Annotated in this window: 11 protein-coding genes and 1 pseudogene; 6 read left to right on the top strand and 6 right to left on the bottom strand. The window is 66.5% G+C overall.

Going from position 1 to position 13,507, the window contains the following annotated elements:
- Positions 1-239 precede the first annotated feature (239 nt).
- Both ACIA8C_RS16520 and ACIA8C_RS16515 read left to right on the top strand, forming a co-directional pair.
- Positions 240-1,505: an aspartate kinase gene (locus ACIA8C_RS16520; RefSeq protein ID WP_357379849.1), complete on the top strand. Its 1,266-nt coding sequence runs from the start codon at positions 240-242 to the stop codon at positions 1,503-1,505.
- Positions 1,506-1,508: 3 nt separating this feature from the next.
- Positions 1,509-2,543 carry an aspartate-semialdehyde dehydrogenase gene (locus ACIA8C_RS16515; RefSeq protein WP_397135323.1) on the top strand — a complete coding sequence of 345 codons (1,035 nt, stop codon included), beginning with the start codon at positions 1,509-1,511 and terminating at the stop codon, positions 2,541-2,543.
- A gap of 57 nt (positions 2,544-2,600) precedes the next feature.
- Here the strand turns inward: ACIA8C_RS16515 and ACIA8C_RS16510 are convergent, their stop codons facing one another.
- The 3 genes and pseudogenes from ACIA8C_RS16510 to ACIA8C_RS16500 all read right to left on the bottom strand — a co-directional run.
- Positions 2,601-5,039, bottom strand: coding sequence for a glycoside hydrolase family 3 protein (locus ACIA8C_RS16510; protein ID WP_397135320.1), 2,439 nt, complete (start codon positions 5,037-5,039; stop codon positions 2,601-2,603).
- A gap of 155 nt (positions 5,040-5,194) precedes the next feature.
- Complete coding sequence (locus ACIA8C_RS16505) at positions 5,195-5,644, bottom strand: TetR family transcriptional regulator C-terminal domain-containing protein (protein ID WP_397135693.1); 450 nt, start codon at positions 5,642-5,644, stop codon at positions 5,195-5,197.
- Positions 5,645-5,659: 15 nt separating this feature from the next.
- A pseudogene (locus ACIA8C_RS16500) lies at positions 5,660-5,719 on the bottom strand (TetR/AcrR family transcriptional regulator); the annotation flags it as partial.
- Between the two features lie 164 nt (positions 5,720-5,883).
- Between ACIA8C_RS16500 and ACIA8C_RS16495 the strand changes: the two are divergent.
- The gene (locus tag ACIA8C_RS16495; RefSeq protein WP_397135318.1) at positions 5,884-6,798 is read left to right on the top strand and encodes an aminotransferase class IV; all 915 of its coding nucleotides are present in this window, start codon (positions 5,884-5,886) and stop codon (positions 6,796-6,798) included.
- A 19-nt stretch (positions 6,799-6,817) separates the two neighbouring features.
- On the opposite strand, the gene ACIA8C_RS16490 is transcribed toward ACIA8C_RS16495, so the two are convergent.
- A complete protein-coding gene (locus tag ACIA8C_RS16490; protein WP_397135316.1) occupies positions 6,818-7,501 on the bottom strand; it encodes a TMEM175 family protein in 684 nt (227 codons plus the stop codon).
- Positions 7,502-7,678: 177 nt separating this feature from the next.
- Here ACIA8C_RS16490 and ACIA8C_RS16485 point away from each other — a divergent pair, with 177 nt between their 5' ends.
- A complete protein-coding gene (locus ACIA8C_RS16485; protein WP_397135315.1) occupies positions 7,679-8,164 on the top strand; it encodes a PaaI family thioesterase in 486 nt (161 codons plus the stop codon).
- 1 nt (position 8,165) lies between these two features.
- Here ACIA8C_RS16485 and ACIA8C_RS16480 read toward each other — a convergent pair whose 3' ends face one another.
- Both ACIA8C_RS16480 and ACIA8C_RS16475 read right to left on the bottom strand, forming a co-directional pair.
- Positions 8,166-9,506: a serine hydrolase domain-containing protein gene (locus ACIA8C_RS16480; RefSeq protein WP_397135313.1), complete on the bottom strand. Its 1,341-nt coding sequence runs from the start codon at positions 9,504-9,506 to the stop codon at positions 8,166-8,168.
- Positions 9,507-9,572: 66 nt separating this feature from the next.
- Positions 9,573-10,925 carry a serine hydrolase domain-containing protein gene (locus ACIA8C_RS16475; protein WP_397135311.1) on the bottom strand — a complete coding sequence of 451 codons (1,353 nt, stop codon included), beginning with the start codon at positions 10,923-10,925 and terminating at the stop codon, positions 9,573-9,575.
- A gap of 534 nt (positions 10,926-11,459) precedes the next feature.
- On the opposite strand from ACIA8C_RS16475, the gene ACIA8C_RS16470 reads away from it, so the two are divergent.
- On the top strand, positions 11,460-11,900 hold the full coding sequence (locus ACIA8C_RS16470) for a Fur family transcriptional regulator (RefSeq protein ID WP_397135309.1): 441 nt from the start codon (positions 11,460-11,462) through the stop codon (positions 11,898-11,900).
- 57 nt (positions 11,901-11,957) lie between these two features.
- Positions 11,958-13,445 (top strand): catalase, encoded by a 1,488-nt coding sequence (locus ACIA8C_RS16465; protein WP_397135307.1) that lies wholly within the window; start codon positions 11,958-11,960, stop codon positions 13,443-13,445.
- Positions 13,446-13,507: the final 62 nt, after the last annotated feature.

Below are 13,507 nucleotides of genomic sequence, written 5' to 3'. Positions count from 1 at the left end.
GACGAGTTACCCATGTGCTCGCGAAATCAGTTGTTGCCTGGCTAACCGCTGACCAGCGCCTGGCCTCATCACTGCGTCAGTGACGAAGCCGCCATCGACGTGCTGTTCGAACGCCAGTCCGACCAGCGAAGCAGCTCGGCCGCGCCGGTCGGCTGAGGAGGTAGCCGGAATCCGCTGGACCACGGCCGGTACGCTTGGTGCCTGTTAGCAGCTGGTAGTCGATCTTGGAGGACCCTGTCGTGGCTCTCGTTGTTCAGAAGTACGGAGGATCCTCGGTGGCCACCGCCGAGCGCATCCGGCGCGTCGCTGAACGGATCGTCGAGACCAAGAAGGCAGGCCACGACGTGGTGGTCGTCTGCTCGGCCATGGGCGATACCACCGACGAACTGCTCGACCTCGCCCAGCAGGTGGCGCCCGCGCCACCGGCGAGGGAAATGGACATGCTGCTCACCTCGGGTGAGCGCATCTCGAACGCGCTGGTCGCGATGGCCATTCACTCGCTCGGCGCCGAGGCCCGCTCGTTCACCGGCTCGCAGGCCGGCGTCATCACCACCGGCGCGCACGGCAACGCCAAGATCATCGACGTCACCCCGGGCCGCCTGCGCCAGGCCCTGGACGACGGGCAGATCGTGCTGGTCGCCGGGTTCCAAGGCGTCAGCCAGGACAGCAAGGACGTCACCACGCTCGGCCGCGGCGGCTCCGACACCACCGCGGTGGCGCTGGCCGCGGCGCTCGAGGCCGACGTCTGCGAGATCTACACCGACGTGGACGGCGTCTTCACCGCCGACCCGCGGATCGTGCCGGACGCGCAGCGGCTCGAGCAGGTCTCCTACGAGGAGATGCTGGAACTCGCGGCCTGCGGCGCGAAGGTGCTGATGCTGCGCTGCGTCGAATACGCGCGCCGGTACAACGTGCCCGTGCATGTTCGCTCGTCCTATACCGACAAGCCCGGCACCTACGTTTACGGATCGATGGAGGACATCCCCTTGGAGCAAGCAATCCTCACGGGCGTCGCGCACGACCGCAGCGAGGCCAAGGTCACCGTGGTCGGGCTGCCCGACGTGCCCGGCTACGCCGCCAAGGTGTTCCGCGCGGTCGCCGATGCCGAGATCAATATCGACATGGTGCTGCAGAACGTCTCCAAGATCGATACCGGCAAGACCGACATCACCTTCACCCTGCCCAAGACCGACGGCGCGCGAGCCGTCGAGATGCTGACCAAACAGCAGGACGAGATCGGCTTCGCGCAGGTGCTCTACGACGACCACATCGGCAAGGTGTCGCTGGTCGGCGCGGGGATGAAGAGCCACCCGGGCGTCACCGCCACGTTCTGTGAGGCGCTGGCCGACGCGGGCGTGAACATCGATCTGATCTCCACCTCCGAGATCCGGATCTCGGTGCTGGTCCGGGATACCGAGCTGGACGAGGCCGTCCAGGTGCTGCACCGGGCCTTCAATCTCGGCGGCGACGAGGTCGCCGTGGTGCACGCGGGAACAGGACGTTAAACCATGGGTGTTCGAGTAGGTGTGGTCGGCGCGACCGGACAGGTCGGCGCCGTGATGCGAAAGCTGCTGGAGGAGCGCAACTTTCCGGCCGACGAGGTGCGGTTCTTCGCCTCGTCGCGGTCGGCCGGGAAGACGCTGCCGTGGCGTGGCGGCGAGATCGTCGTGGAGGACACCGAGCTCGCCGATCCGGCCGGCCTGGACATCGCGCTGTTCTCGGCCGGCGCCACCATGTCCAGGGTGCAGGCCCCGCGCTTCGCCGCGGCGGGTGTCACGGTGATCGACAACTCGTCGGCCTTCCGCAAGGACCCCGACGTCCCGCTGGTGGTCAGCGAGGTCAACCCCGAGCAGACCCGCAATCTGGCCAAGGGCATCATCGCCAACCCCAACTGCACCACCATGGCCGCCATGCCGGTGCTGAAGCCGCTGCACGACCTCGCCGGCCTGCGCCGCCTCATCGTGTCCAGCTACCAGGCGGTGTCCGGTAGTGGTCTGGCCGGGGTGGAAGAGCTTGCGACGCAAGCGCGCGCGGTGATCGACGACATCGAGAAGCTGACGCACGACGGCAGCGCCGTTGACTTCCCCGCGCCGAACAAGTACGTCGCGCCCATCGCGTTCAATGTGCTGCCGCTGGCCGGTTCGCTGGTCGACGACGGCTCCGGTGAGACCGACGAGGACCAGAAGCTGCGCAACGAGAGTCGCAAGATTCTCGGCCTGCCCGACCTGCTGGTGAGTGGAACTTGCGTGCGTGTCCCGGTGTTCACCGGCCACTCGCTGTCGGTGAACGCCGAGTTCGACCAGCCGCTTTCGGTCGAACAGGCAAAGGAGATCCTGGCCAAGGCCCCCGGCGTCAAGCTCGTCGACGTGCCGACCCCGCTGCAGGCGGCCGGTGCCGACGAATCGCTGGTCGGCCGCATCCGCCAGGATCCGGGTGTTCCCGACGGTCGCGGTCTTGCCCTCTTCATCTCGGGCGATAACCTGCGAAAGGGTGCCGCCCTCAACACGATTCAGATCGCCGAGGTGCTGCTCAGCAATCGCTGAGTACGCTGAACGGACATCGCGGCCGTGGATCCCTACCGGATCCACGGCCGCAGTCGTTTACTCGGTCGCGTACTCGGCCGTCAGGCGGCGATCGGCGATCGAATGCCCGGCCTGGATCTCGTACGAGCCGGGCACTTTTCGCCACGCGCCGTCGTCCCAGATCTCGAATGCCCGGTCCGGGATGCGGATCTCGGCTTCGACCAGTTCACCGGGATCGGCTTCGACGCGGGCGAAACCGGCCAGCCAGCGAGCGGGGCGGTGCGCCGAATCGGCCACGGGCGCAAGGTAAACCTGCACGACCTCGCCGCCGCGGCGGGTACCGGTGTTGCGCAGCCGGACCGTCACCGTGCTGTCTTGGTTGGTGATCGACTCGTAAGCCCATGTGGTGTAACCGGATCCGTGCCCGAACGGGTAGGCCGGAGTGGTGCCCGCCCGCTCCCATGCGCGATAACCGATGAACAGGTCTTCCCGGTAGACGAGTTCGCCGTCGGTAGGGGTGACCTCCGAGACCGGGCAGTCTTCCAGAGCGGCGGGCCAGGTGGTGGGCAGACGACCGCCGGGCTCCGTGTCACCGAGCAGTACCTCGGCGAGGGCCGCGCCGCCCTGCTGGCCGGGGAACCAGCTCAACAGGATCGCGGGCACCGCGTTCCGCCAAGGCATTTCGACCGGTGATCCGGCATTCACGACCACGACGGTGTTCGGGTTGGCCGCGACCACCCGGCTGACCAATTCGTCCTGGCGGCCCGGCAGCTTCAGGCTGGTGCGATCGAAACCCTCGGACTCGACCTGTTCGGTGGTGGCGACCACGACCACCGCGACGTCGGCCGCCCGCGCCGCCGCAACGGCCTCGGCGATCAGCTCGTCCGGGTCGCGCCGCGGGTCGCTGTGCGCGAGGGTGAACAGGATCGCTTGGATGGGCATGTCCGCGAACTTCATCGGCGTGTGGGTCATGGTCACCTCGACCGTCGCCCCCGCCGTGAGCTCGACCGTGCCGCGTTCCGTCGGTGTGCCGAAGAACGCTTCGAACGGGTCTGCGCCGGTGAGTGTTTCGGCGCCGTCGAACAGTACGGTGTCGCCGACGACGAGCCGGAAATCACCGACTCCCTTGGTGCCGAACACATGCGCGCCGGTTTCCTCGGGGGTGAAGGTGCCACGCACCTCGACGGTGTGCAGCGCGTCGTAGGCGATGCCGTCGGGCAGTTCGCCAAGCCAGTTGACCATGCCGTTGGGTAGCGAGCTTTCCCCGAGCAGGGTGCCGTCGGCGTCGAAAACGCGGGCGTGTAAATCGAATCCGCGGTCCGCGGCGCCGAGGACGTCGCTTGGGGCGGCACCGATCGCGTAGGTCAGTGCGCCCTCCGGAAGCGCGACGGTCAGTCCGTCGAGCGGAGACACCACGGTCTCGGGGAAGACGGTGGCCGAGCCGCCGCCGAGGATACGGGCATCCCTGGCGGCCAGTCCGATCAGCGCGACCTTCGGCCGAGCTTTGTCGATGGGAAGGGCTGGGCGCTGCCCGACCGTTTCGTTGCGCACCAGAACGAAAGCGCGAGAAGCGATCTCCCGCGCCAATGCCACCCCGTCGAGCTCTGCTGGTGGTGTGTCGACCGCGGGCTCCGCGCCTTCCAACAGCCCGACGCGCGCCGCGAGCCGCAGCACATTGCGCACCGCCGCGTCGACCACGGACTCGTCCACTTCGCCGTTGCGCACCGCCGCGACCAGCGCGTCCCCGTACACGCCGCGCGGACCCGGCATCGCGACATCCAGCCCCGCGGTGATCGCCGCGACCGTCGATCTGGCCGCCATCCAGTCCGAGACGACGATGCCGTCGAAGCCCCATTCCCCGCGCAATGTGTCGTTCAACAGCTCGCCGTGCTCGGTCATCGTCGTGCCGTTGACCTGGTTGTACGCGGCCATCACGCCCCACGGCCCGGCATCGCGGACCATCGCCTCGAACGGTGCAAGATACAGCTCGCGCAGCGCGCGGGCGGAGACGACATTGTTCACGGTGAAGCGTTCGGTCTCGGCGTCATTGGCGACGAAATGCTTTACGGTGGTGCCGATCCCGCCATCCTGCACGCCGCGCACATAGCCGGTCCCGATGCGACCCGTCAGATGCGGATCCTCCGAGTAACTCTCGAAATGCCTTCCGCCCAAGGGAGATCGATGCAGGTTGACCGTTGGCGCGAGCACCACGTGCACGCCTTTGCGCCGCGCCTCCTGCGCGAGCAGCCGACCGGCCCGCCTGGCCAGTTCCGGATCCCAGGTCGCGGCAAGCGCCGTCGGCGACGGCAGCGCGATGGACGGATCATCGGCGGTCCAGCGCACCCCGCGCACCCCGATCGGGCCGTCGGACAGCACCAGCGACCGCAATCCGATCTCCGGCAGTGCGGGCAACGACCACATGTCCTGCCCCATCAACAACCCGGCTTTGGCCGAGAGATCGAGCTTCCCGAGAGCCGCCGTCACGGCTTCCTCACGGGCTATGTCGGCTGGACTCATGATGAACTCCTTTGTCTGCCAAGGTCGTTGCGGACGGGATGGGCGGGATGTCGTTGACAACCCGTGAGTGCGGGCAGCGGGCGTCCACAGGTACCGCCAAGCTCACCTAATCAATAGTAGGTGTCGTTACCGGCTCGTTATAAAATCCTGGGCTATCAGGCAGGGTCCTCACCGGGACCGAGCAGCGCGACGAAGTCCCGGAACGCCGCCCCCATATCGACAGCCTCCGGATCGAGCAACCACTGCGTCTGCAACCCGTCCAACACCGCGATCAGCAGCGGTGCCACCTGCTCCGGCGTCCGCCCACCCGCCAACCGATCCCCGAATTCCGCCCGCAGCATCCCCGCCAGTCCCGCCCTGGCCTGCGCGTACCGTTCGACGAAGTACTCTCGAGCCGGGTGCCCACCCGTCACACTCTCCCCGGCCAACGCCGCGAACGTCTGCACAACGCCAGGTCGCGTCGCGTTGTATTCCACCAACTGCTCCAGATGCGACAGCCGCCAACTATCCGACTCGCCAGCCAGAAACGCCGCCGTATCCCACCGATCCCGAGCCGCCAACACTGCGACCAGCAGGTGTTCCTTACTCGGAAAATAATGCAACACCCCGGGCTGAGTAAGCCCAACCCGCTCCGCGACCGCCCCAAGCGAAGCTCCCCGATACCCCCGCTCCGCAATCACCTCCCGAGCAGCCTCGAGTATCGCCTCCCGCCGCTCAGCCCCCTGCACCCCCCGCCCACCCCGCTGTCCCTGAGTCACACGATCGAGCGTAGGCCACCGTCTCCATGGCGGACCGGCTGGAAATGCGGTCGCCCTGTCGTCCGCGCGGCTGTTAGCCTCCGGCGATGGCAAACCCCCATCCCCATGTGTATCTAGGTGACCGGATCGTTGCGGCCGAGGCGGCTACGGTTGGGGTCGCGTCGTCGGCGGTGTTGTACGGGCTCAGCGTGTACACCGTTTTTCCGGTTCATGTGGCGGGGGCGGCGCGTACCGCATTCCGGCTGGATGATCACTTTCGGCGGCTCGAGGAGTCGTGCAAGATCATCGGGATCGATCGGTTCGCGGTGGAATGGGACTACCCGCGGTTCTATGCGGCGGTAGTCGAGCTCGTCGGTCGGAACGCGCCGGTCGATGATGTATTCGTCCGTGCCACAGTGCATGTCGTCGAGTCGATCCCGGGCACCCGGGTGCGTGGCTGTGCGATTCAGGTCAGCATGTTCGTCTACGACGCGGTGCCGATCGTCCCGCAAGATGGCATGCGGCTGAAATCCAGTCCGTGGCGGCGCATTCCGGACAACGCGATTCCGTCTCGCGCGAAAGTCAACGGCGCGTATGTGAATTCGGTGTTGGCCAAGCAGGACGCGATCGACAGTGGCTACGACGACTGCGTTTTCCTCGACGGTAGCGGCCACGTCTGCGAGCTCAGCGCGGCCAACATCTTCCTGGTCCGTAACGGCACGCTGATCACCCCCGACGTGTCCTGCGACATCCTCGACGGCATCAACCGCAGAACCATCCTCACGCTGGCGGCCGAGGACGGCATCCCGGTCCAGGAGCGCGCCGTCGACCTGACCGAGCTCTACATCGCCGACGAGGTCTTCGTCACCGGCACCTCCGCGGGCGCCGCCCCGGTCTTCGAGGTCGACGGCCGCACGGTCGCCGAAGGGCAAGCGGGCCCGATCTCGCAGGCCCTGCGCAAGCGGCATGCCGCCGCGCTGCGCACCGACGACCTGCACGGCTGGCTCACCCCGATCGGCTGACCGCCCGCGAGCGTCCGGGCTACGCCTGCGGCTGCCCGGCCCGGCGCTCGCGCACACGCGCGCTGGCGTCAGGACGCACGCGTTCGAGCAGATTTCCGCCGAACGCGGCGGCCAGCGGAACGAAGAACCAGATGTACCAGATGTACGGCGTGACCCACACCAGCCCGGCCGTCAGGGCGAAGACGAAGGTGACCGAGGCGGACGCGTTGGCGCTGACCCGGATTTTCAACGGATCCACCCCGGGCCGCAATATCGCGCGCCGCCAAGCGAACTCCTTCACGACACCTTCGCAGCCGAACAGCGCCGCGGCGGTCGCGGCGAACAGGCAGTCGGCGAGCTTGTTGTCGGGCGCGTGCCCGAAGACCGCGGTGGGGAACGGCAGGAAGGCGGCGAACAGCAGCAGCGGTGCGTGCGCGGCCGCGGTCGCCCGGTCCAGCCGGTCGACCTCGTCGATGAGGATGTGGTGCCTGCGCCACACCGACCACAGCAGGAAGAACGCCAGCACGAATGCGACGAACGACGCCTTCTCGTGCCAGAGGAATTCGGCGAGGGCGTGCGGGCTGGCCAGGTCCTCGCCCTCCGGCCGTTTGATCTCGATGACCAGCAGGGTGATCGCGATCGCGAGAACCGCGTCGGCGAATGCCCCCATCCGATGGGCGCTGAAGCTCTCTTCCTCGGGGGTGGGTGCTACGCGGTCGGTCACGCTTCGGCTCCTAACGACAACGCGGTAAATCGGTTGAACCGTAGCGGATGACCGGCCGCTGGTCTTGTCGCAGGAGCGCGTACCTATCACGCCACCACGAATCGGCCGGTGCGATCGCTGGCCGATCATGCCGTAGCTTCAATCGGGACACAGTTGATTCCTGATTGAGGGGTGCGCATGACCGGACTTGCCGAGGGCCAGGCACCGGACGGCGCGGACTCCGCGCATGGCGAGAACTGTTTCGGCTGCGGGCCGGCCAATCGCGCCGGAGTGGCCATGCTGACGAAGCTCGTGGACGGCCGCATCGTCGGCGACTGCACCTTCGACGAGAGGCATCAGGGCGCACCGGGTCTCGCGCACGGCGGGGTGGTCGCGGCGGTCCTGGACGAGGCCTCGGGGAGCGTGCCGACCCGCGGCGGGATTCCCGCGGTGACCGCCAAACTCACGGTGAACTACGTCAAACCCGCGCCGCTGCATCGCCCGATGACGGTGTCCGCGCACGTGGATCGTCGCGAGGGCGCCCGCAAACTGCACATCTACGCGCGGCTCGAACTCGACGGCCAGCTGATCGCCGAGGCGGACGCGCTGTTCATCGTCGTCTCCCCGGACCACTTCCGCGCGCACGGCGCCAAGGACGGCGAGCTGCCCTTTCTCGGTGTGTGATTCAGCGGATGCCGGGGGCACCGAGGCCGAGGCAGGCGAAGATCGCGCATCCGGGCGCGGCATCCGCGAAGGGCGGCGCCAATGGGAAATTCAAGCAGGACAAGACATTACAGCCCGGATAGGCGAACGGCCCGGCGCCGAATACCGCGAGCACGAAGTTCAGGTCGACGAACTGACTGGGGTTCAGTCGCACCGGCGGTTCCACATACGGCCCGGGGTCGGGGATGGATCGCTCATGGAACGACGCGAACAGCCTGCGGAAGAACTCGTACGGTAGTTCCGCGGTGTTCTGAATGGTCCCGGTCACGCCGTACTGACTGACATTGCCGAAGAATCCGGTCCACACCACCGTCAGGTCCAGACTCGGCAGCACGAAGACGTTCTGCATGCCGAGCCCCGACATCATGTACACGTCGGACGGCAGGTTGCTCGCCAATTCCGCGCACCCTGGCCCGAGCCAGAACAGATAGCCGTAGCACTTGTTGGCCGCGGAGGGATGGCGCGCCTGTCGCAGATACTGCGCGGAGACGAGTTGCTGTGTCCCCCAATGCCCGTCGTTGCTGACGAGGAGTCCGAGCTTGGCGAAATCGTTGGGCGGGATCATCAGATGTGCGTAGCCGTAGGTATGCCCGGAGCGGTCGCGCGCCCAGTAGTAGTCGCCGCGTTGGATGCCGAGCGGATCGAACAGCTCGCGCTGCGCGAATTGCTGCAACGGTTCACCGACCGCCAATTCGAGGACATAGCTGAGCAGATCCACATTGCGCTGGCTATAGCTGAATACCGTGCCCGGCGGATTGTCCAGCGGCACACCGAGAGCCTGCACCGCGCTGTTCGGATCGATCGGAACGACACCGGTGGCGCCCTCGGTCAACACGCCGACCTTCATCCCTGATGACTCGGTGAGCAGATTCTCGACGGTGATCGAGCGATGCTCGGCGTCACCGAGTGCCGGGGGCAGGTACCGATCTATGGGTGCGGAAATGTCGAGTTTGCCGTGATCCCAGGCGATCCCGGCGAGCAGCGAGACCACGCTCTTGGTGGAGCTCCAGATGTTCCACGCCACGTTCCCGGTCTGTGCGTTCGTCGGTCCCTCGCCGATCAGGCAATTGTGCCGGAACACCTGCACATTCAACCGATTCCGGGTGGCGGCGAAGGTCAGCGCGTCCGCGACCCGCGCGCTGTCGAGGCCGACCTGCTCGGGCGTGGCGCGCGTGAACGCACGGCCGGATTGCACCGCGCAACGCATCGGCTCGGCGGATACCGGTCCGCTGCCGGTGAATACATTCCCGGCGACCAGCGATAACGCAGCGAACCCAACGAGGAACCCACCGAATCGCCCCATGCGCACGAGGCTATCGCGCGAACTCGGCGGCGACGGGCGAATGGCGAGTTATGCTGCGCCCGAAATTCACCGGATACCCGGGGCGTCGGGGCCGAGGCAGGCGAGGATCGCGCAACCCGGCGCGGTATCCCAAAACGGCGGGGCAAGCGGGTAGTCCAGGCAGGAGAAAATATTGCAGCCCGGGTACGCGTCGGGGCCGATGCCGAACACCGCGAGCAGAATGTCCGGGTCGACATACGTTCTCGGGTCCAATCGCACTGGCGGCTCGACAAACGGGCCGAGGTCGGGCATGGGCCGGTCGTGAAATGCCGCGAACAGTTTGCGGAAGAACTCGTACGGCAGTTCGGCCTGGTTCTGCAGGGTGCCGGTCAAGCCCTTGCTGCTGCGATTGCCGAAGAATCCGGTCCAGACCACGGTGAGGTCGAGGCTCGGAATGCCGAAAACGTTCTGCATGCCGAGTCCGTCCATCATGAACACATCGTCGGGCACGTTATAGAGCGGGGCCGCGCAGCCGGGGCCCAGCCAGAAAAGATATCCGTAGCATTCGTTGGCCGAGGACGGTCGAAGCGCGAGCCGCAGATAGCGGGACGAGACGAGTTGCTTTGTGCCCCAATGTCCGTCGTTGCTGACGAGTAAGCCGAGTTTGGCGAAATCGTTGGGCGGGATCATCAGATGTGCGTAGCCGTAGGTATGCCCGGAGCGATCGCGCGCCCAGTAGTAGTCGCCGCGTTGGATGCCGAGGGGATCGAACAGTTCGCGTTGCGCGAATTGCTGCAACGGTTCACCGACCGCCAATTCGAGGACATAGCTGAGCAGATCCACATTGCGCTGGCTGTAGCTGAATGTCGTGCCGGGCGGGTGATCCAGCGGCATCCCCAGTGCCTGCACCGCGCTGTTCGGATCGATCGGGACGACCCCGGTGATGCCCTCGGTGAGCGCGCCGACCGCCAGTCCAGAGGACTCGGTGAGCAGGTTTTCCACGGTGATCGAGCGATGCTCGGCGTCACCGAGTTCCCTCGGCAGGTACCGATCGATGGGTGCGGAAATGTCGAGTTTGCCGTGATCCCAGGCGATCCCGGCGAGCAGCGAGACCACGCTCTTGGTGGAGCTCCAGATGTTCCACGCCACGTTCCCGGTCTGTGCGTTCGTCGGTCCCTCGCCGATCAGGCAGTTGTGCCGGAACACCTGCACATTCAACCGATTTCGGGTGGCGGCGAAGGTCAGCGCGTCGGCGACCAACTCGGCATCCAGACCGACCTGCTCTGGCTTCGCCCGCGCGAACTCGCGTCCCGATTGCGGCGTGCATCGTGCCTCGGCGGACGCACGACTGGGCGCCGCCTGCGCGCTACCGGCGAATACATTGCCCGCGACCAGCGATAACACAGCGAACCCAACGAGGAACCCACCGAATCGCCCCATGCGCACGAGGCTATCGCGCGAGCCCGCCAGGACCGGCCAACAAGGCGGCGAGCCGGGCCGGAAAACACAAACGCCGCCAGGTCACTAAACCTGGCGGCGCTGAGTCGCCGGACGCGCGGCCTCGCGCATTCGCGCTCGCAAGCGCTCCAACGCGGCAGCGTCACGACTCGCGTCGACGTCCCACAAGCGCCTCTCGGCGGGTGGTCGCTCGTAGCGACAAATGGGGTGAGGCCCGGGGCTGTCCGGACGCCGACAGTGGTGATCAACGACCACCTGCCCGGAAGTATTCCGCTCCGCCGAATGTGATCTGCCCAACATATTCGCCTGCTTCGATCGCCGTGTCGAAATGCCGGTCCCCCCCCCCACGGACATCGTGCTGAATCTGACCGGCACCCAGAGCTGTCTACCTGTGTTTCTCATCACAGTTCACTGGTGCCGACCGTGTTGTTCGCTGCGCGCTGGCCCCGCACCCAGCGCTTATATTTACTGGTTCATTTTCTTGACTAATTCCAGAATAAGAGGAAGATCGTTGGCATGCACACCAACCACACCGATGCGCAGGCGCAGTTGCGCGCAGCCGGTCTGCGGGTCACCGCCCCGCGGATCGCGGTGTTGAACGCGGTCGCCGCCATGCCGCACGTCGATGCGGATCGGGTGGCCGCCACCGTTCGGGAAGCCCTGGGTTCGGTGTCCACGCAGGCCGTTTATGACGTGTTGCGGGCCTGCGTGCATGCCGGAATCCTGCGGCGCATCGAGCCGGCCGGTTCGGCCGCGCGTTACGAAACCCGCACCGGGGACAACCATCACCACCTGGTGTGCCGTGGCTGCGGCACGGTCGTCGACATCGACTGTGTCGTGGGTAGCGCCCCATGCCTGGAACCCGCTGACGACCACGGATTCGCGATCGACGAGGCGGAGGTCGTTTTCTGGGGCCTGTGCCCGACGTGCCGCGCGCAAGAGCGGCATCAGTCCTGATTGAGCCCCGGGGGCACAGCCCACCCCGGGCATTCGCGTCAACGAGGAGGGTTCGAGATGACCAAACCGACAACGACGAACACCGGAACGCCGGTGGGGAGCGACAACGAATCGCTCACCGCGGGCACCCAAGGCCCGATCCTGCTGCACGATCACTACCTCATCGAGAAGCTCGCCCAGTTCAACCGGGAACGGGTACCGGAGCGGATCGTGCACGCCAAGGGCGCGGGCGCCTATGGCGAGCTGGTGGTCACCAACGACGTCAGCCGCTACACCAAGGCCAAGCTGTTCCAGCCGGGTGCGCGGACCGAGTCACTTGCCCGGTTCTCCACCGTGGCCGGCGAGCAGGGCAGCCCCGACACCTGGCGCGACCCACGGGGTTTCGCGGTGAAGTTCTACACCGAGGACGGCAACTACGACCTCGTCGGCAACAACACCCCGGTCTTTTTCATCAAGGACCCGATCAAGTTCCCCGACTTCATCCGCTCGCAGAAACGCCTGCCCGGCAACGGACTTCGCGACCACACCATGCAGTGGGACTTCTGGACCCTGCGTCCGGAAACCGCGCATCAGGTGACCTGGCTGATGGGTGATCGAGGCATCCCGAAGACCTACCGGCACATGAACGGCTACGGCTCGCACACCTATCAGTGGATCAACGCCGCGGGCGAACGCTTCTGGGTGAAGTACCACTTCAAGACCGACCAGGGCATCGACTATCTCACCCAGGCCGACGCGGACCGGATTGCCGGCGAGAACGCCGACTATCACCGCAAGGACCTGTGGGACGCGATCGAGCGCGGCGAGTTCCCGAGCTGGACGCTGCACGTGCAAGTGATGCCGGTCGCCGACGCCGAGGGCTACCGGTTCAACCCGTTCGACCTGACCAAGGTGTGGTCGCACCGGGACTACCCGCTGATCGAGGTCGGCAAGTGGACGCTGAACCGCAACCCGGGCAACTACTTCGTCGACATCGAGCAGGCCGCCTTCGAGCCGTCGAATGTCGTTCCCGGCGTCGGCTTTTCGCCGGACAAGATGCTGCTCGGCCGGGTGTTCGCCTATGCCGACGCGCACCGCTACCGGATCGGCACCAACTACGCGCAACTGCCGCCGAACCGGCCAAGGGCCGCGGAGGTGAACTCCTATTCCAAGGAGGGCGCGATGCGGTACTCCTACAACGACGCGAGCGTGCCGGTGTACGCGCCGAATTCCTTCGGCGGCCCGCACGCCGACCCGGCGCAGGCACCCGACGGCGGCCTGTGGGAGTTCGACCCGACGATGGTGCGGGCGGGCTACGTGCAGCACGCCGAGGATGGCGACTTCACCCAGGCGGGCACCCTGGTGCGCGAGGTATTCAACGACGAACAGCGCGACCGACTGGTGAACAACATCGTAGGGCACGTGCTCGGCGGCGTGCGAGAACCGGTGCTGAGCCGGGTCTTCGAGTACTGGACCAATGTGGATCCCGATCTCGGTAAGCGGGTCGAGGAGGGTGTCCGGGCGGGTCTGGAAGGCGGTTCGACGCCGCCGCCCGCACAGGGCTGAGCGGCGCGGTAGTTCGAACGTGAGGCAGGTGCGTGCCCCCGGTGGCACGCACCTGCCTCGGT

The organism is Nocardia sp. NPDC051321, from assembly GCF_044455225.1.
Classification (GTDB): domain Bacteria; phylum Actinomycetota; class Actinomycetes; order Mycobacteriales; family Mycobacteriaceae; genus Nocardia.
Note: the sequence above shows the minus strand (reverse complement) of the source record. Positions and strands in the feature narration are given on the sequence as shown.

Excerpts from the sequence above, each read along its gene's own strand:
- ACIA8C_RS16515 (WP_397135323.1), top strand. The coding sequence starts at position 1,509 with ATGGGTGTTCGAGTAGGTGTGGTCGGCGCGACCGGACAGGTCGGCGCC.
- ACIA8C_RS16510 (WP_397135320.1), bottom strand. The coding sequence starts at position 5,039 with ATGAGTCCAGCCGACATAGCCCGTGAGGAAGCCGTGACGGCGGCTCTC.
- ACIA8C_RS16495 (WP_397135318.1), top strand. The coding sequence starts at position 5,884 with ATGGCAAACCCCCATCCCCATGTGTATCTAGGTGACCGGATCGTTGCG.
- ACIA8C_RS16485 (WP_397135315.1), top strand. The coding sequence starts at position 7,679 with ATGACCGGACTTGCCGAGGGCCAGGCACCGGACGGCGCGGACTCCGCG.
- ACIA8C_RS16480 (WP_397135313.1), bottom strand. The coding sequence starts at position 9,506 with ATGGGGCGATTCGGTGGGTTCCTCGTTGGGTTCGCTGCGTTATCGCTG.
- ACIA8C_RS16475 (WP_397135311.1), bottom strand. The coding sequence starts at position 10,925 with ATGGGGCGATTCGGTGGGTTCCTCGTTGGGTTCGCTGTGTTATCGCTG.
- ACIA8C_RS16470 (WP_397135309.1), top strand. The coding sequence starts at position 11,460 with ATGCACACCAACCACACCGATGCGCAGGCGCAGTTGCGCGCAGCCGGT.
- ACIA8C_RS16465 (WP_397135307.1), top strand. The coding sequence starts at position 11,958 with ATGACCAAACCGACAACGACGAACACCGGAACGCCGGTGGGGAGCGAC.